Consider the following 15,642-nt stretch of genomic DNA (forward strand, 5'->3'; position numbering starts at 1 on the left):
GCCTGCTGGCTTGACTTGATGCAGGCGCGAGGGGGATGACCGGCCATGTGTCCCGTTCCCCGCTCTTCCTGCTGTCGGCCGCGCTGATGCTCGGTGCGTGCAGCCCCGCCAGCGGCAGCCCCTGCTTCGTTTCGGGCACGCGCCTGCCCGATCGCCAGGCAGTGCTGTCCGCGCCCGATCTCGGCGCCAGCGCTCGCTCGCTGATGGAAGCCTTGTTTGATCGCGATGCCGATGCCGTGCGCCGTCTGCTCCGCAGCGATCCGGCGCTGGCCAATGTCAGCGCGCGCAAGTCGGTCGATCCGCTCACCGTCGCGGTGGCGATGTGCGACAAGGGGCTGGTCGATACGCTGCTCGATTCCGGTGCCGCGCCCGATGGCCCGAACAAGGAAGCCCCGCTCAGCCTGGCGATCCGCGCGACCGAACCCTGGTTCGCCGCGCGCCTGCTCGAAGCCGGGGCCAGCGCCGATCCGGTCCGCGCCGATTTCATGCCGCTCGATGCCGCGATCGCGCTGAACTCCGCAGGCGCGGTCCGCCTGCTGCTCGATCATGGCGCCAACGTGAACTTCGCCGGCCGGCTCGGCGATCGCCCGCTCCACGCCGCGATCGACATGGAACGCTATCGCCTGGCCGAACTGCTGCTCGATCGCGGTGCCGATCCGTGGGCGATCGATGCCGGTGGCGCCTCGCTCGGCCACGCCGTCGCCCAGCCGCTGACCCGGCCCGACGCCGCCGAGGACCAGGCCCGCCAGCGCCTCCAGGCCAAAGTCCGCGCGCTCGGCTGGCCCGACCCCGCCCCCACCCCCCGCGAAATCCGCGCACTGGCCCTGCAAGGCGCCTGGCCGCCCGAAGCCGCGCGCAAGGCCGGCGCGCCGGCGCTCCGCCCGGAGCTTCTCGAGAAGATCAGGGCCGCCACCCGCTAATATGCTGCTGCTGCCAACGGATGTTCAGGGGGTCGCTCCAGCCCTTCGTTGCTGAATCGGGGTTGGGCTCCCGGTCGCTGCGATAGCATATCTTCGCATATTTGCGGAGAATCAGGAAACGGTCGTGTTCACATTGATGCTCATGGCGGCGACGCCGGCCTACATCGTACCGCCGGGCCTGGCAGGGGTGGCCGGCTTGCAAGGTTGCTGGCGGGTAAGCGGACAGGTTCAAGGCAAAGACTCGCCGTCGATCGCGCGAGGCGAATGGCATTTGGGCCGGCGCTTTTTCACCCCTGCACCTGCGCGCGATCGGATCTGACCCGTATGAAGCGGCAATCACCTATGGCGCTGGCGCGAAGCCCCAGGCTATCGGATCGGTATTCTCCGATACCTTCGGCGGGCTGTACGAACCCTCGCTTGGTCTTGGCGAGCTAGAACAGAACGGGTTTGTGCAACGCTACCGCTTCCCGGATGCAGCATATGTCAATCGATTTATCCGCTCCGGTACTGGCTGGCGTTGGACCATAACCGAAGAAACCAGGGAAAAGCCGCCTTCAGTCTTTGCGGACTATCATCTGCGCCCGGCGCCGTGCCGCGGAATGAAGTTTGATTACTGATCCAACCTGCATAATCGCCTTGGTTACAAAGCATCACGCTTGTCAGTTGGGCGATCGCTGCACGTGTTCGCCCGAAGAGCTTTCCTTTACTGTTCTCAGCGCTCTTTTCCGCAACAGCTTATCAATGGTGAAGAATGAGAAGGTCACGTCTTAAGAACGCCCTTGATAAGTAGCACGGGTCACCATTCACCCGTCTCGGCATGGGGTAAGCGGACGTCGAACTTCTTGAAATAGAGAACGCAGACTAGTGCTCCGCTCTCACGATTTCAGCCGTCTTTCTCCACTGCCAGCGCGCCCACCGCCACGCCGCGTTCGGCCAGTCGCTCGCGCAGGTCGGGCAGTGTGGTCTCCACCTGGCCGCCGGCGGTGCCGCCGACCAGCAGCGCCACGTCCAGCGATCCGTCCGCCGCGCGCACCAGCCGGGCGCCGGTCGCGGGCCAGGCGCGTTCGCCGAACCGGACCGAGACTTCGCGTGTGCCCTTCGCCTGTTCGCGCGCCCACAGCTGTCCGATCAGCGCGGCGAAGGCGGTGGGGTCGGTCTGCGGCGATGGCGCATGCGGCACCACCATAGGCGCCTGCGGCTGGCCCTGCCCGCCCGCGCCGGCCAGGCCGAGCGCGCCTTCCTCGGGCATCTGCGCGTCACGCTCCTGCTTCATCAGCTTGAAGCGCTCGGCATCGTCCTTGCCGAACAGCGCCTTCGCCTCGCCGCGGCCGACGCCTTCGCGCAGCATCGCGGCACCGCGCTCGCCCAGCGGCTGGCGCTGGCGTTCGCGCGCCGCAGTCAGCGCATCCTTCATCGCGCGCACGTCCTCGGCAGGCGGCTGCGCGTTCGCACGCGGCAGTGGGCTCGGATCGGCGCTGCGGCTCGGAGTTGCCGTGCGCACCGGGGTCGAACTCAGGCTCATCGCCGCGCCTCCTCTGCCTCGATCGCCGCGCGCTCCTCGTCGCGCGCATTGAGCGTGCGGCGCACTTCCGCCGCGCGCGTCGCCAGCGCGGTCACGCGCGCGTCCGCCGACAGCACCACCGCGCGGCTCTTGCCTTCCTCCACCAACCGGCTCGTCAGGCACAGCATCGCATCCTGCTCGCGCTCGGCTGCGGCCGCCTGATCGACGGTCGCGATCTCGAGCAGCGCCAGCCGCCGCTCGGCCTCGCCCGGATCGGCGAACAGCGCATCGCGCTTCGCCAGCCGCGCCCGCTCCGCGGCACGGGCCTCCTCGGCTGCCTCGTCCTGCGCGCGCGCGGCCTCGGCACTGCGCGCCCGCGCCGTCGCCAGCGCCGCTTGCGCACTGCGCAGCCGCACGTCGCGCAGGCGCTGCAGCAGGCCGATCTGCGTCATGGTCGCAGCGCTCATCCGCCCACCCCGCGCAGCAGCATGATCGATGTGTCGAACGGCTCCTTCAGCGTCTCGGGCTGGCGCAGCAGCGCATCGATCTCGGGTTTGGCGGCCAGCGCGCGATCCGACACTGCATCCGCCCCGGCGCGATATTCGCCCACCTGCACCAGGAAGGCGATCTCGTCATGCTTGGCCATCAGCGCGCGCACGCTGGTCGCCGCCGCCCGGTGCTCGGGCCGGGCCAGCCGCGGGAACAGCCGGCTCAGGCTCTGCAGCACGTCGATCGCCGGATAATGGCCGGCCGCGCCCAGCTTGCGCGACAGGATGATGTGGCCATCCAGGATCGAGCGCACTTCCTCGCCCACCGGATCGGCGCTGTCCTCATCTTCCACCAGCACGGTATAGATGCCGGTGATCGCGCCATGCGCATCGGTGCCCGCGCGTTCGAACAGCCGCGGCAGCTCGGCGAACACCGATGGCGGAAAACCGCGCCGCACCGCCGGCTCGCCCGCCGCCAGCCCGATCTCGCGCAGCGCGCGGGCGAAGCGCGTCGCCGAATCCATCAGCAGCAGCACGTTTCGGCCTTCGGACCGGAATCCTTCGGCGATCGCGGTGGCATGGTGCGCCGCGCGTACCCGCTCCATCGCCGGCCGGTCCGATGTAGCGCACACGATCACCGATCGCGCCCGCCCCTCGTCACCAAGATTGTCTTCGAGGAACTCCCGCACCTCGCGGCCGCGCTCGCCGATCAGCGCCACCACGATCACGTCCGCCTCGGCGAAACGGGCCAGCATCCCCAGCAGCGTGCTCTTGCCGCCGCCTGCCGCCGCGAACACGCCCATCCGCTGGCCGGTGCCGATTGTCAGCAGCGTGTCGATCGCGCGCACCCCGGTCACGATCGGCGTCTCGATCAGCCGACGGGTCAACGGCTGCGGCGCGGCACCATGCAGCGGCATCCGCGCCAGCCCGGGCGGCAGCGCGCCGCGCCCGTCGATCGGCTCGCCCAGTCCGTCCAGCACCCGGCCCAACAGCGCATCACCATAAGGCACGCTGTCCGCATCGGGGCGCACGATCACTTCCGCGCCCGCCGCCAGCCCGCGCACATCGGCCAGCGGGGTCAGGATCACGGCATCGCCCGCGATGCCGATCACTTCGGCCGGCACCGCGCGGCCCGTCGCCGCCTCGATCACCTCGCACGCCTGGCCGATCCGCGCGTCGATGCCCGTCACCTTCAGCGTGGTGCCGATCGCCTCGACCAGCCGGCCGCGCCGCTCGACCGTCACCGATCCGCGCAGGCCTTCGATCAGCCGGCCGACATCGGGCAGGGTCGCAGCCTCGGTCATGCCGCGGCCTCGGGCTGCGCCGCCGCATCGTCCCAGGCGCGTGCGATCGCGGCCAGCTGAGTCTCCAGCCCCGCCCGCGTCGTGCCGAGCGCAGTCTCGACGATGCAATCGGTCGCGGCCAGCGCCGCGTCGCCTTCCACGCGCAGGCCCGGCCGGCTCGCCAGCCGCTGCTCGGTCGCAGCCACCGCCGCGGGCGAGACCCGCACCGTCGCAACCGAATCGGGTAGCAGGTCGGCGGTCGCGCGGTCTGCGATTGCGGCCACCGTCATCTCGGGGCCCAGCTCCTGGGCGATCCGGCGTACGACCTCGATCGCCAGCGCGGTCACGTCCGCATGCTGCTGGCGGCGCTCGGCCGCGGCTTTCACCGTCAGCTGGAACAGCGCGGCCTCGCTCTCCTTGCGCGCCTCGGCGCGGCCGGCGGCCAGCCCCTCGGCATGGCCTTCTGCGCGTGCCTCGGCGATCGCCGCTGCCTGTTCCGCCGCGATCCCGTCGCGCACCGCGCCCGCACCGCGCAGCAGATCGATCGCGCCGGCAAAGCGCTCGATCTCGGCCGCGGGCACGATCGGGTCGTCGGCCAGCACGCTGCCCGCGCGATCGGCGTGGATCAGAACGAAACTCATTGATGCGTCTCCAGCGCCACCGCGCGATCGATGCAGGCGCGCGCAAATCCTGCGTCGCCTACCGCACCACCCGCGGCGATCAGCCCTTCCATTCCTGCCGGCAGCGCGGCCCGCATCAGGCCGAAGCCCAGCTTGGCCAGGCCGCCGGCCTGCACGGGGGCCAGCCCCTCGCCTGCGATCGGCGCGGCCAGCACCGCGTCCAGCACCGGCTCGCCCACGCGCTCGGCAATCTCGCCCAGCAGCCGGCCGTCGATCGATCGCGCGAGCTGCGGACCCGTCGCCACCAACGCGATCCGCTCCGCCAGCCGGGATTGCGCCGCATGCGGCAGCCGCAGCCAGGCCGGCACCCGATCCAGCGCGTCGAGCTGAACGGGTGCAGCGGCATCGCCCGCCAGACGGCGCATCAACGCCGCCGCGCGCCGCTCGCCCGGCCCGCCCGCCGATGCGATCAGGTCGATGCCCACGGCGGATAGCCGCGACCGTTCGGCGGCGGCCGCGGTCACCGCGACCGATCCTCCATCGGTCCGCGCACCGCCGGCAGGCTGCGGCGCAGCTGCCAGCGACGGAAGCCGGGCCACATCAGGCTCGCCAGCAGGCCCAGCCCGCCGATCACGGCCACCCAGGTCAGGTTGGCGACCACTTCGCGCGATCCACCGGCAGTCCGTGCCACCGGCAACGGCTGGGCTGGAAACGTGACCACGGTCACATTGTCATAGCTCAGTCCCTCGACCGAGTTGACGACCAGCGCCTTCACCTTGCCCACCTGCGCATCCATCGCGAAGCCGGGGCGATATTTGATGAACACCGATGCCGATGCCGGCTTCACCTTTTCGGCCATCGGCTCGGCCTCGGGCAGCGCCAGGTGCACACGCGCCTGCACCACGCCGTCGATCTCGCTCACCGTGTGGGAAAGCTCCTGGCTCATGCCGTACAGCAGCCGCGCGCGTTCCTCGACCGGCGAGGACACGAAGCCTTCCTTCTTGAACACGGTGCCGAGCGTCGCGAATTCCTCGCGCGGATAGCCTTGCGCGTGGAGCACCTCGATCGACCGTGCGAAGTCGGCCGGGTCGGCGGTGATGCTCCAGCCTTTCTCCCCGGCTTCCAGCTTCGCGGCGCTCACCCCCGCACTTTGCAGCACGGCCACCATCTCGTTGGCCTGCGCTTCGGTCAGCTTGGAATAGAGCGTTTCCTGCCCGCAGGCGGACAGGGCCAGCGCCCCGCCCAGCAACAGCGGCATCCACAGGCGCGATCGTCTCGTCATCGGCTCTCTCCTCGGCAGCCGCCCCGCTCAGCTCTGCTGGCGGAACAGCTGCTGCAGGCCATCGGACGTCCGGTTGGCGATGTTGGACGTGAGCTGGCAGTGGAACATGAACTCGTGGCACTTCATCGTCAGCTGGACGACTTCGCCCGGGGTCATGTCGGCCCCGTTGGCGCTGGCGTTGGCGGCATATTCAGATACCGACTTCGCCTCGCCGTTCACCTTTTCGAGCTGGGTGAACATCGCCTTGATCGCGGGCGACAGCGCGTCCGGCGCGCCGGATGCGTTGACGCCTCCGGCGGCCGAGAGCGATCCCTGGAACGCCGTGACGTCGCCGATGGAAGCGCCCGGTCCGGCGCTGACGGTCTCGACCGGGGGCAGCGGTGCCGCCCCCGCCGAGGCCGCGGCAATGGCTTCGATGGACATGGCCTCGCCTCCGATCAGCCCTTGCGCGCCATGGTCTCGAGCGCCTTGCCGACGCTGTCGATCGACGAAGACGAGCTGTTCGCGAGGAAGCTCATCCGCAGCGATTCCGCGGTCAGCTTGGTGATGCCGGATGGATTGTCCTGGCCGCCATTGCCGATGCCTTCCGACATCGTCTCGATCCGCGCCGCCTGCTTGTCGAGGCTCTGGCCCCAGGCTGCGGAAAGCGCTTCGAACCAGGTGCCCGGCTCGCTGCCGCGGCCGCGCCCGGCGTTGCCGGCAAGCGGTGATCCGGCCAGTGCTGAAAGGCCGCTGTTGATCGGTCCTACGGTCATGATCTCACTCCTTGTCTGTGCGTGGCGAAAGTGCCTGTCGTCAGAAGCTGATCCGGGTCTGCCGCCCGTTCTTTTCCACGAGGACATCCGCCCCCTGGATCGAAACGAGGCGATGGCCGCTCGGCATCATCGCCCCGAGGAAATAGGTCGTCCCGTCAACGGCTTGGATGTAAGCCGGGTCGCCAGCCACCACTGTAGCGACCTTCTTGGTGACATCGGCCACGGTCCGCACCGGCGTATCGTCTTCCGGGGGCAGGTCGTCGCGAATCACCAGCCGGCCCAGCCCGCTGACGTCGGCGCGAACCGCCTGCTCGAGCTTGGTGCGCAGCTCGGGCGAAAGCGGTCCCGTGCGCAGTTCGACCGAGGTGCGTGTCACCGCACGGCCGCTGGCGGGAATACCGTGGATGCGCGCAACGTCGGCCGCGGCGGACGCCAGCTGGCCGCTGGTCTGGACATCGACGATGCCCGCCATGCCCTCATTTTCCATCACCTGTTGCGCCCGCAGCCGATCCGATTCGCGGGCCACCACGCCGGTCACGACCAGCCCGGCTTCCGATCCGGCATCTCCGCTTACCGCCAGCGGCGCCAGCCCGGCGTCGTTCAGCGCACGGCTCAGCCGCTGGGTCCCATCGCCGCCGAAGCGCAGTCGCTCCACCGCGGGTCCGGCCGCGGGCATCGCCGCCACCAGCAGCACGCCCGCCGCCAGCGCGGCGACCCGCTTGCGGCTGGCCCAGCCGCGCACCGCTTCCGCACCCTTGCCGATCAGGTCGAGCGGCACGTCGATCAGCCGCTCGGGCTGTTCCGTCAGAGCGGCGGGCGGCACACGGGTGGCAAGCCCGCTCGCCTCCGCCCAGCGGCTGCTCGCCGGATCGCCCCAGGCGATTGCAATCCCGCCGATCTGCAGCGGCACGAACGGCGGCAGCACCGCCGATTGGCCCTGCGACAGCGTCGATCCGAGCAGCCCGATCTGGCCCGACAGCAAGGCGATCGTCGTCGCCCCGGCCGGATCGCGGGTGAGTTCGATCGCAATGCCGCGCGTCGATGGCTCGCGGAGCACCACGTCGCTCCAATATTCGTGTCCGATCGAAATCCGCCCGCTCGCCGGCAGCGGCTTCTCGGTACCGGCCAGCCGGCCGTTCAGCACGCGGATGACGGATGTACCGGTCTCGCTCATCGCCCTGGTCCCTTTGGCGTTTGGGGAATGGTGGTGGCCGCCGTGGAGCCTGCGGCCACGGTCGCCGGCGCGCCCGGTGCGGCGACATCGGCGCTTTGCGTGCCCAGCGTGGTGGCTGCGGCCAGCCGCGGCGTGAGCGTCGCCACCCGCGGCGTGATCAGGAACAGCCGCTCGATCCGGCCGCGCGACCGGGATCGGCTCTTGAATAGTTCGCCCAGCACCGGGATGTCGCCCAGCAGCGGGATCTTGTCGATATAGTCCTGGTCGCTGTCGACGGTCATGCCGCCCAGCAACAGGCTCTCCCCATCGACGATCATCGCCTGGGTCGACACGCTCGACCGCTCGACGATCGGGATATCATCGACCTCACCTGCGGTGATGCTGCCGTCCTCGATGCCGATCAGCACGCGGATCCGTGTCTGATCATGATCGCGGAAGACATGCGGGTTCACCCGCAGCACGGTGCCGGCGACGACGTTGAACAGGTCGACTTCCTGCCGCCCGCCGACACGGACGTAGAAGGTACGCGTCCGATCGAACACGGCTTCCACGTTCGACATCGTCATGATCTGCGGGCGCGACACGATCTTGGCGGCGCCCTTGGCCTCGAGCGCCGTCACCCGCGCGATGAATTCGCGGTTGCTGCCGATAATCGTGGAAAGCACGCCGCCGCGCGCCGATGGGGTGATATTGGTCACGTTGTCGCGCCGCGATGACCCGGGGATCCGGTTCAGTCGCCCGTCCGCATCGGCATCGCCGCTGCCGAACAGGCCGCCGATGCCGCCCGATCCGAACCGCCAGTTGATGCCGAGATCACGGACCTTGTTGATGTTGATGTCGATGATCGTGGCTTCCACCTCGACCAGCTGTGGCTCTACGTCCAGCGCGCGGATCAGCGATTCATAGGCACCGATCCGTTCAGGGATGTCGCGCACGATCAGCGCATTCAGATAGGGGTTCGCCTGGATGCGAACCTGATCCGCGCTGGCGCCGGCGCCGCTGAACCCTTCCTCGGCTGAAACTGCGCCTTCCAAGCCGGGCAGGCCCAGAACCGGCGTTGCCAGATAGTTGCGCTGCTCCTGCAGGAGAGAGGTCTGCGCCGGATCGCCGGGAACCGCATCCAGCCCCAATCCCCGCAGTCGCGGCTGGCTCTGCCGGATCGGCCGGCTGCCATAGGCCACCGGCGTCGCGCCAAACTGTGGTGGGCGATCGAGCACCAGATTCTGCACGATCGTGGCCAGCCCCGGCACGCGCACCTCGCGGCCGCCGGCATTGATCGTCGTATCCTCGGCGCGCGCGTAGCGCAGATAGAAGACACGAAATTCCAGCGGCGCGGGCGCGCCATAGCCATAACCGCCGCCGGTGCCGCCGCCGCCCAGGCCGCCACCACCGCCGCCCAGGCCCGCCGATTGCTGGCCGCGCGCGATCTCGCTCACCTGTTCCACGAACCGCGGCGTACCGCTGACGACCAGCGTACCGTCCGGCGATGCACGCAGCAGGTTGCGCGCATCGGTCAGCCGCAGGTTCGCCACCTGCCCCACCACGCGCTGCGCGGTCTGCGGCGTGCCCGGCAGCGACTGCACCGTCACTTCGCCCGATCCGTAGACGTAGACCGCCGCGCCGTCATAATAGCCGACAAGGTTGAACGCCTTGGCGATATCGGCGAACACCTTGTCCACCGTGCCGTCGAAATTGCCGTTGACCGCGCCCTTCAGCTGCGCGCTCGGCACCACCGGCCGCCCGATCCGCCCGAACAGATCGCGCAGGAATGCCTGCAGCGGCTGGTCGCGCGCCACGATCTGCACGCGCTCGCCCGATTGCGGCAGCGGCGCGGCCGTCGCCGGGGCGGTGGCGGCGAATCCCATCGCGAGCGCCAAGGCCAGGGTCGTCGACGAACGCTTCAAGCTCTTGATCCTCAAGTCTATCCCTTTCACTCGGCCGCGATCGCGGCTTGCGCCTGTTCGTCCACGGGGGCCGGCGGCAGGCTGATCTTGCCAACCACGTCCAGCCGCACCCGCGCCGAAAGCTCGTTGAACGCCAGCACTGGCAGCTCGAACAGGTCGCGCTCGATCAGCTTGCGCAGTGCCCGGCGGATATCGATCGAGGCGATCAGCACGCGGGCACCCGATTGCTCCACGGAGCCGCGGATCGTGGCCACCAGCGCGTCGGCAACCTCGGGCTCCAACGCCAGCCGCTCGCCGCCGTCGCGGATCGCGCCGCGCAACAGATCTTCGAGATCTGGCCCCATCACCAACGCGCGCAGCTGCTCGTCTTCGGCATAGGCCGCCAGCAGGTAGCGCTTCAGCGCCACCCGGCTCAGGTCCGCGATCTTCGCCGGCTCCCGCTCCTGCGTGCCGGCCTCGGTCAGCGCTTCCAGCACGTCACGCATGTTGCGCAGTGGCACTTCTTCTTCGGCAAGGCGGCGCAGCACATCGGTGATGCGCGCCGTCGGCACCGCCCGCACCGCTTCCTTCACGACCTCGGGATAGTCTGCGCCCACCTTGTTCAGCAGCGCGGTCACTTCCTGCACGCCCAGGAACATCGCGACATGGCGGCGCAGCGCGCCTTCGATCAGCGCGATCAGGTCGTCCTGATCGGCCGGCACATCGCCCGCGCCGATCGCGCTTTCGAACGCCAGCAGCCGCCACCGCGGCGCGCCTTCGCCGCGATCGAAATGGATCGCCAGCTTCGGGAACGGCAGGCCGGTGCGATACTGGAGATCGTCCAGCATCCGCGTCAGCCCTTCCGAAAGCGCGCGCGAGGTCGCCGCACCATGCGCGTCGCTGCGCAGTTCCAGCAGCAGCGGCACCACCGGGCGTGGCTCGGCCGGCGCGGCGATCAGCGTCGCCGGCGCCTCCGGCTCGCGACCTCGCCGGCTCAGTTGGCCGACCGGGCCGAGTGCCCGGGCGACATGGCGGCTGAAGCGCGGATGCATGCTGGCCCCGGCCGCGATCGCCGCCAGCCCGAGCATGATGAAGATCAGCGTCGGGAAGCCCGGCACGAACGCCATCAGCAGCGCGATGCCGCCCACGAACAGCAGCACGCGCGGATTGGCCGAAAGCTGGCGATGGATCGCCTCGCCCAGGTTGGCGCTGTCCTCTTCGTCGGTGGCGCGGGTCACGATCAGGCCGGCGGCCATCGCGCCCAGCAGCGCCGGGATCTGCGCGACCAGACCTTCGCCGATCGTCAGGATCGAATAGGTGTGGGTAGCATCGCCCAGCGACATGTCGCGCTGCATCACGCCGATCGCCAGGCCGCCGAGCAGATTGATCACCACGATCACGATCGAGGCGATCGCATCGCCCTTCACGAACTTCATCGCGCCGTCCAGGCTGCCGTGCAGCTTGCTTTCCTGCTCCAGCACGCGGCGGCGGCGGCGCGCCTCGTCCTTGTCGATCAGGCCCGACCGCAGGTCGCTGTCGATCGACAGCTGCTTGCCCGGCATCGAATCCAGGCTGAACCGGGCCGCCACTTCGGCCACGCGCTCGGCACCCTTGGCGATCACGATGAACTGCACGATCGTGATGATCAGGAACACGACCAGGCCGACCACCAGATTGCCGCCCGCCACCATCTGGCCGAACGTCTGGATGATATGGCCGCCATGCGCCTCGATCAGGATCATGCGCGTGGTGGCGATCGACAGTGCCAGTCTGAACAATGTCGAGACCAGCAGCACCGATGGGAAGGACGAGAAATCCAGCGCGGTCCGGATGTAGAGTGTGGTCAGCAGCAGCATCACGCCGAACGTGATGTTCACTGCCACCAGCAGGTCGATCAGGAAGGTCGGCAGCGGCAGGATCATCAGCGCGACGATCGCGACGACGCCCGCCACCAGCGCGAGATCGGCGAAGCGCGCGGACAGTCGGATCCGGTTCGGCGCCTCGGCCGAGGCGATGTAGCGCTGGATGGTCATCGTGCCTCTCCTCAGCGCGCGCGCGATTGCTGGTAACGACCCATCACGCTGGTCACATAGCCTTGCGTCTCGCGATATTTCGGCACCTTCATGCCGGCCTTCATCACGGCGCCGGGGCCGGCGTTATAGGCGGCGACCACGTTGACGACGTTGTTGCCCAGCTGGCGCTGGAGCTGTTTCAAATAGCGCGCGCCGGTGCGCAGCGAGAGTTCATCGTCCACCAGCAGCCGGCTGGGGTCCGTCACCCCCATCGCCCGTGCGGTACCGGGCATCACCTGCATCAGGCCGAGCGCGCCCTTGTGGCTTACCGCATTGCTGCGGCCGGCCGACTCGGTGTGGACGATCGATGCCAGCAGGGCCGGATCGATCCGATAGGAGGCCGCGACGCGCTGGACGAGCGCGGCCCGTGCCGGCGCGGTCGCGCCGCGGCCGTGGCGTTGCGCCGTGGCGACCGCGCGGCGCGCGCCTGCCATGCGGATCGCGACCGGCGCGCGCTGCTCGATCAGCACGGGTGCAGGAACGAATGTCTTCGGTACCGCGGCAGCACGGCTGGCGCCGCTGCTGCAGACGGCAGCCGCTTCGCTGAACTTGCCGGCAAGCGCGTCGTGATCGACCGATCCGCAGCCGGCCGATGCCGGCTCGGCGAATGCAGTGGCGAGTACGACGAATGCCAAAGCCTTTAGACCATGATGATGGTCTGATCCGCCGCGCGATGCCTGGGCATCCTTGCGCAAGGTATTGCTACCCATCCGCCCGTTCTCCTCGTCGTCTCTGCGCATTTCGGCGCATGCTCAACGTCTTATCGCGGGTCCTGCGATCCGGGGCGGCGTCTGCCTCGGACCACTTTGCTAGCCCCGAACTGATGACAGAAGATAGCCTTCAAAGCTCAACTCATCGTGGAACAAGGCCAGACTGTCCTGCCAAAAGCTCAAATCGGCGCAGCCAGCAATATTCTGAAGCAACATTTAGCGATCGTTGCGCAAACGGAATGGAAAATGCTTTGGCAAATGGTTCCGTGTGATTCGAATTATCATGTGGTGTCCACGAAGTCTTGACAGATCAATCTGCAATCGGGATCATGGCGCCTGGAAACGTGGTGGGTCCTGCGTTCCTGTCGCCTTAGTCACTGCATAGAGCAGGCAGGCGAATTTGAGTGGCGATCGATGCCTCGGTGCGGCGTCGCGATCGATAGATCGCGGGCGTGCAGCGAGGGAGATTTGGTTGGCCGACAAGAATCAAGGTGGCGACAAGACTGAAAAGCCGACTCCCAAGCGGCTTCAGGACGCGCGCAAGAAGGGCGATGTTGCCAAATCCAAGGATTTGAGCGCGACCGTCGGCCTGATCGTATGGCTCGTCGTCCTGCTGTTCGGTGCCGGGTTCGCCGGGCAGCGCATCGCGGCCTTGTTCACCGGCAGCTTCGAACTGATCGCCAGCAACGCCCCGTTCGCGTCCGCCGCCGGTACGCTCGGCCAGGCCGCCTTCCACAGTTTCGTACTGATCACTGCGTTGGCGATGATTCCGGCCGCCGCCGCCGGCGTGATGGCCGAATTCTTCCAGACCGGGGGCGTCTTCACCGGCGAGAAGCTCAAGCCCACGCTCGACAAGATGAATCCGGCCGAGGGCATCAAGCGGATGTTCTCGATGGATAATCTGGTCGAGCTGGCGAAGACGCTGGCGAAGGCCGCGTTGATCCTGTTCATCACCTGGCTGATTCTGCGCGCATCCTTGGCGGAGATCATCGGCAAATCCGGCGTGGCCGTGCTGCCGACCGAAGCCGGATCGGGCCGGGCGGAAGCCGCGCAGGTGCTGGGGCTGACCGGCGAACTGACCCGCACCTTCCTGCTATGGACGCTGTTCGTGTTCGTGGTGATCGCCGCGCTCGACATGGGCTGGCAGCGCAAAAGCTACATCAAGAAATTGATGATGAGCCACCGCGACCTGCGTGACGAGGCCAAGGAAAGCGAGGGCGATCCCCAGCTGAAGGCCAATCGCCGCCAGCTTCATCAGGAATGGGCGAACCAGAATTCGATTGGCGCGGCGCGCGACGCCAGCGTGCTGGTGGTGAACCCCACGCACATCGCGATCGCGCTGGATTATGATCCGGACGAATGCCCCGTGCCCATCCTCGCCGCCAAGGGCGAGGGGCCGCTGGCCAAGGCGATGCGCGAGGCCGCGCAGGCCGCTGGCGTGCCGATCATCCGCAACATCGAGGTCGCCCGCGGCCTGTTCGACAAGGGCGCGGTGGACGAGGTCGTGCCGCGCGACATGTTCGATGCCATCGCCGAGATCATCATCTGGGCCGATCGCGAACGCCACGGTCGTGCCGTGCCGGCCGGCGACGATGCCATGAAGGGAAGTGCATAGATGGATTCGACGATCGGGACGGCGCTGTCCGGGCTGTTCGGCACGCTGATCGCGCTGGCGGTCGTGCTGGGGCTCGCCTGGGTCATCCTGCGCGCGCTGAAACGCTGGCAGGATCGCGGCGGCTTCGCCCCCGGCAACGAACAGACCCGCGAGCTGCGCTTCCTGCGCGCGCTGCCGGTAGGGCAGCGCGAACGTGTGATCCTGATCGAGGCGGAAGGCGAACTGATGCTGATCGGCGTCGCGCAGAACGGCGTCAGCCTATTGCGCAACTGGGGCGTGCGCGATGACGCGCCGGATATCGAGGCGGCGGGGCTGGAGGCCAGGCCATGAGTGTGAGGACGGAGCCGCTGCGCGCACGGCTGCGCGCGATCGAGCCGGATGTCGCGCGTGCACAGACTGCGGCGATCGCGGCGCTGAACGGCCGCGAGGTCGTCGGCCTTCGAACGGTCGCGCGGCTGGCGGGCATGCGCGAGCGCCGCGCCGCGGCCGGCTGGATCCTGTTCGATACCCGGGCCGGCCAGATCGCGATCGCGCCGCTGCTGGCCGATGGCGCGCTGGCGCGGATCGCCGGCGATGGCACCCGGCCGGATGGTGCAGCAGCAGCGGCGGTGCTGGCCGCGATCGAACCGCTGGTCGCCACGATCGAAACGCTGCTCGGGCTCGAGCTTCGGCCCGCTGGACTGCGCGGCGAGCTTGACGAGGATCGCCTGCTGCTGCGCCTCGACGGGCATGATGCGGGCGGGCCGATCCGGCACCGGCTGTTGCTGGCGCTGCCGCTCGATCTCGACGTCGATCCCGATCCGCCGGTGGAAGCGCTCAGCCGCACGCTGGCGACCCTGGCGCTGCGGTGGCGCGGCACCATCGCCGGACCGCGCCTGCCGCTGTCACGGCTCGGGCGGGTCGGCAGCGGCGATCTCATCCTTCTGGGCCAGAGCGCGGTCACTGCCGAGATCTGCCTGCCCGGGCTATCCAATTGCGTGCTGGCGACGATCGATCCGATCGCGCGCCGGGCCACGCTCATCACCGATCCGAATAATGGAGGCGCCAGCGTGTCGAACAGGGACGGGGCTCAGGAAGAGACGCATCAAGCGGCGGAGGATGGCGGCCTGCCCGATCCGCAAGTGCCGATCCGGATCGAATTCGACGGCGGATCGGTGGCAGCCAGCGCGCTCGCCACGATGGCTGCGGGCAGCGTGCTGCCACTACCCAGCGGCGGCGGCACCCTGCCGGTGCGCGTGATGGCGGGCGAAACCTTCATGGCCGAGGGCGAACTTGTCGCGGTCGGCGAAGGCTATGGCGTGCTCGTCGGCCGGCTTGCCGGCGAACGGCAAGGCTGATC

The 15,642-nt window shown here is 68.7% G+C and carries 17 protein-coding genes; 5 read left to right on the forward strand and 12 right to left on the reverse strand.

The window, feature by feature from the left end:
- Positions 1 to 35 precede the first annotated feature (35 nt).
- A complete protein-coding gene (locus ABC347_RS09160; RefSeq protein ID WP_413245424.1) occupies positions 36 to 920 on the forward strand; it encodes an ankyrin repeat domain-containing protein in 885 nt (294 codons plus the stop codon).
- Between the two features lie 124 nt (positions 921 to 1,044).
- Positions 1,045 to 1,239, forward strand: a complete 195-nt coding sequence (locus ABC347_RS09165) for a hypothetical protein (protein WP_413245425.1) — start codon at positions 1,045 to 1,047, stop codon at positions 1,237 to 1,239.
- 564 nt (positions 1,240 to 1,803) lie between these two features.
- On the opposite strand, the gene ABC347_RS09170 is transcribed toward ABC347_RS09165, so the two are convergent.
- The 12 genes from ABC347_RS09170 to ABC347_RS09225 are packed head-to-tail and all read right to left on the reverse strand — an operon-like array spanning position 1,804 to position 12,688.
- Positions 1,804 to 2,442 (reverse strand): hypothetical protein, encoded by a 639-nt coding sequence (locus ABC347_RS09170; RefSeq protein WP_413245426.1) that lies wholly within the window; start codon positions 2,440 to 2,442, stop codon positions 1,804 to 1,806.
- Entirely contained in the window at positions 2,439 to 2,888 is a 450-nt protein-coding gene (locus ABC347_RS09175) for a hypothetical protein (RefSeq protein WP_413245427.1), read from the reverse strand. Before ABC347_RS09175 ends, ABC347_RS09170 begins: the two co-directional genes overlap by 4 nt.
- Positions 2,885 to 4,213, reverse strand: a complete 1,329-nt coding sequence (locus ABC347_RS09180; protein WP_413245428.1) for a FliI/YscN family ATPase — start codon at positions 4,211 to 4,213, stop codon at positions 2,885 to 2,887. The genes ABC347_RS09175 and ABC347_RS09180 overlap by 4 nt, the downstream gene beginning before the upstream one ends.
- Entirely contained in the window at positions 4,210 to 4,833 is a 624-nt protein-coding gene (locus ABC347_RS09185; RefSeq protein WP_413245429.1) for a FliH/SctL family protein, read from the reverse strand. Before ABC347_RS09185 ends, ABC347_RS09180 begins: the two co-directional genes overlap by 4 nt.
- Positions 4,830 to 5,336 carry a hypothetical protein gene (locus tag ABC347_RS09190; protein ID WP_413245430.1) on the reverse strand — a complete coding sequence of 169 codons (507 nt, stop codon included), beginning with the start codon at positions 5,334 to 5,336 and terminating at the stop codon, positions 4,830 to 4,832. Before ABC347_RS09190 ends, ABC347_RS09185 begins: the two co-directional genes overlap by 4 nt.
- Entirely contained in the window at positions 5,333 to 6,094 is a 762-nt protein-coding gene (gene sctJ, locus ABC347_RS09195; RefSeq protein WP_413245431.1) for a type III secretion system inner membrane ring lipoprotein SctJ, read from the reverse strand. The genes ABC347_RS09190 and sctJ overlap by 4 nt, the downstream gene beginning before the upstream one ends.
- 27 nt (positions 6,095 to 6,121) lie before the next feature.
- A complete protein-coding gene (locus tag ABC347_RS09200) occupies positions 6,122 to 6,517 on the reverse strand; it encodes an EscF/YscF/HrpA family type III secretion system needle major subunit (RefSeq protein WP_413245432.1) in 396 nt (131 codons plus the stop codon).
- Between the two features lie 14 nt (positions 6,518 to 6,531).
- A complete protein-coding gene (locus tag ABC347_RS09205) occupies positions 6,532 to 6,849 on the reverse strand; it encodes a hypothetical protein (RefSeq protein ID WP_413245433.1) in 318 nt (105 codons plus the stop codon).
- Positions 6,850 to 6,889: 40 nt separating this feature from the next.
- The gene (locus ABC347_RS09210) at positions 6,890 to 8,023 is read right to left on the reverse strand and encodes a SctD/MshK family protein (RefSeq protein ID WP_413245434.1); all 1,134 of its coding nucleotides are present in this window, start codon (positions 8,021 to 8,023) and stop codon (positions 6,890 to 6,892) included.
- Positions 8,020 to 9,927 carry a type III secretion system outer membrane ring subunit SctC gene (sctC, locus tag ABC347_RS09215; RefSeq protein ID WP_413245435.1) on the reverse strand — a complete coding sequence of 636 codons (1,908 nt, stop codon included), beginning with the start codon at positions 9,925 to 9,927 and terminating at the stop codon, positions 8,020 to 8,022. The genes ABC347_RS09210 and sctC overlap by 4 nt, the downstream gene beginning before the upstream one ends.
- A gap of 26 nt (positions 9,928 to 9,953) precedes the next feature.
- On the reverse strand, positions 9,954 to 11,939 hold the full coding sequence (locus ABC347_RS09220; RefSeq protein ID WP_413245436.1) for an FHIPEP family type III secretion protein: 1,986 nt from the start codon (positions 11,937 to 11,939) through the stop codon (positions 9,954 to 9,956).
- 11 nt (positions 11,940 to 11,950) lie between these two features.
- Positions 11,951 to 12,688: a lytic transglycosylase domain-containing protein gene (locus ABC347_RS09225; RefSeq protein ID WP_413245437.1), complete on the reverse strand. Its 738-nt coding sequence runs from the start codon at positions 12,686 to 12,688 to the stop codon at positions 11,951 to 11,953.
- Positions 12,689 to 13,160: 472 nt separating this feature from the next.
- On the opposite strand from ABC347_RS09225, the gene ABC347_RS09230 reads away from it, so the two are divergent.
- From ABC347_RS09230 to ABC347_RS09240, 3 genes are read left to right on the forward strand one after another with little or no spacing between them, the layout of a single operon-like run.
- A complete protein-coding gene (locus ABC347_RS09230; protein ID WP_413245438.1) occupies positions 13,161 to 14,303 on the forward strand; it encodes an EscU/YscU/HrcU family type III secretion system export apparatus switch protein in 1,143 nt (380 codons plus the stop codon).
- Positions 14,304 to 14,633 (forward strand): FliO/MopB family protein, encoded by a 330-nt coding sequence (locus ABC347_RS09235; RefSeq protein ID WP_413245439.1) that lies wholly within the window; start codon positions 14,304 to 14,306, stop codon positions 14,631 to 14,633.
- On the forward strand, positions 14,630 to 15,640 hold the full coding sequence (locus ABC347_RS09240; RefSeq protein WP_413245440.1) for a hypothetical protein: 1,011 nt from the start codon (positions 14,630 to 14,632) through the stop codon (positions 15,638 to 15,640). Before ABC347_RS09235 ends, ABC347_RS09240 begins: the two co-directional genes overlap by 4 nt.
- Positions 15,641 to 15,642 lie beyond the last annotated feature (2 nt).

Origin of the sequence: Sphingomonas canaveralia (assembly GCF_047238125.1) — a bacterium.
Lineage (GTDB): Bacteria > Pseudomonadota > Alphaproteobacteria > Sphingomonadales > Sphingomonadaceae > JBDFMH01.

Coding starts and splice junctions, on each gene's coding strand:
- ABC347_RS09225 (WP_413245437.1), bottom strand. CDS start 12,688: ATGGGTAGCAATACCTTGCGCAAGGATGCCCAGGCATCGCGCGGCGGA.
- ABC347_RS09235 (WP_413245439.1), top strand. CDS start 14,304: ATGGATTCGACGATCGGGACGGCGCTGTCCGGGCTGTTCGGCACGCTG.
- ABC347_RS09175 (WP_413245427.1), bottom strand. CDS start 2,888: ATGAGCGCTGCGACCATGACGCAGATCGGCCTGCTGCAGCGCCTGCGC.
- ABC347_RS09185 (WP_413245429.1), bottom strand. CDS start 4,833: ATGAGTTTCGTTCTGATCCACGCCGATCGCGCGGGCAGCGTGCTGGCC.
- ABC347_RS09210 (WP_413245434.1), bottom strand. CDS start 8,023: ATGAGCGAGACCGGTACATCCGTCATCCGCGTGCTGAACGGCCGGCTG.
- ABC347_RS09205 (WP_413245433.1), bottom strand. CDS start 6,849: ATGACCGTAGGACCGATCAACAGCGGCCTTTCAGCACTGGCCGGATCA.
- ABC347_RS09240 (WP_413245440.1), top strand. CDS start 14,630: ATGAGTGTGAGGACGGAGCCGCTGCGCGCACGGCTGCGCGCGATCGAG.
- sctJ (WP_413245431.1), bottom strand. CDS start 6,094: ATGACGAGACGATCGCGCCTGTGGATGCCGCTGTTGCTGGGCGGGGCG.
- ABC347_RS09160 (WP_413245424.1), top strand. CDS start 36: ATGACCGGCCATGTGTCCCGTTCCCCGCTCTTCCTGCTGTCGGCCGCG.
- ABC347_RS09200 (WP_413245432.1), bottom strand. CDS start 6,517: ATGTCCATCGAAGCCATTGCCGCGGCCTCGGCGGGGGCGGCACCGCTG.
- ABC347_RS09180 (WP_413245428.1), bottom strand. CDS start 4,213: ATGACCGAGGCTGCGACCCTGCCCGATGTCGGCCGGCTGATCGAAGGC.
- ABC347_RS09170 (WP_413245426.1), bottom strand. CDS start 2,442: ATGAGCCTGAGTTCGACCCCGGTGCGCACGGCAACTCCGAGCCGCAGC.
- ABC347_RS09220 (WP_413245436.1), bottom strand. CDS start 11,939: ATGACCATCCAGCGCTACATCGCCTCGGCCGAGGCGCCGAACCGGATC.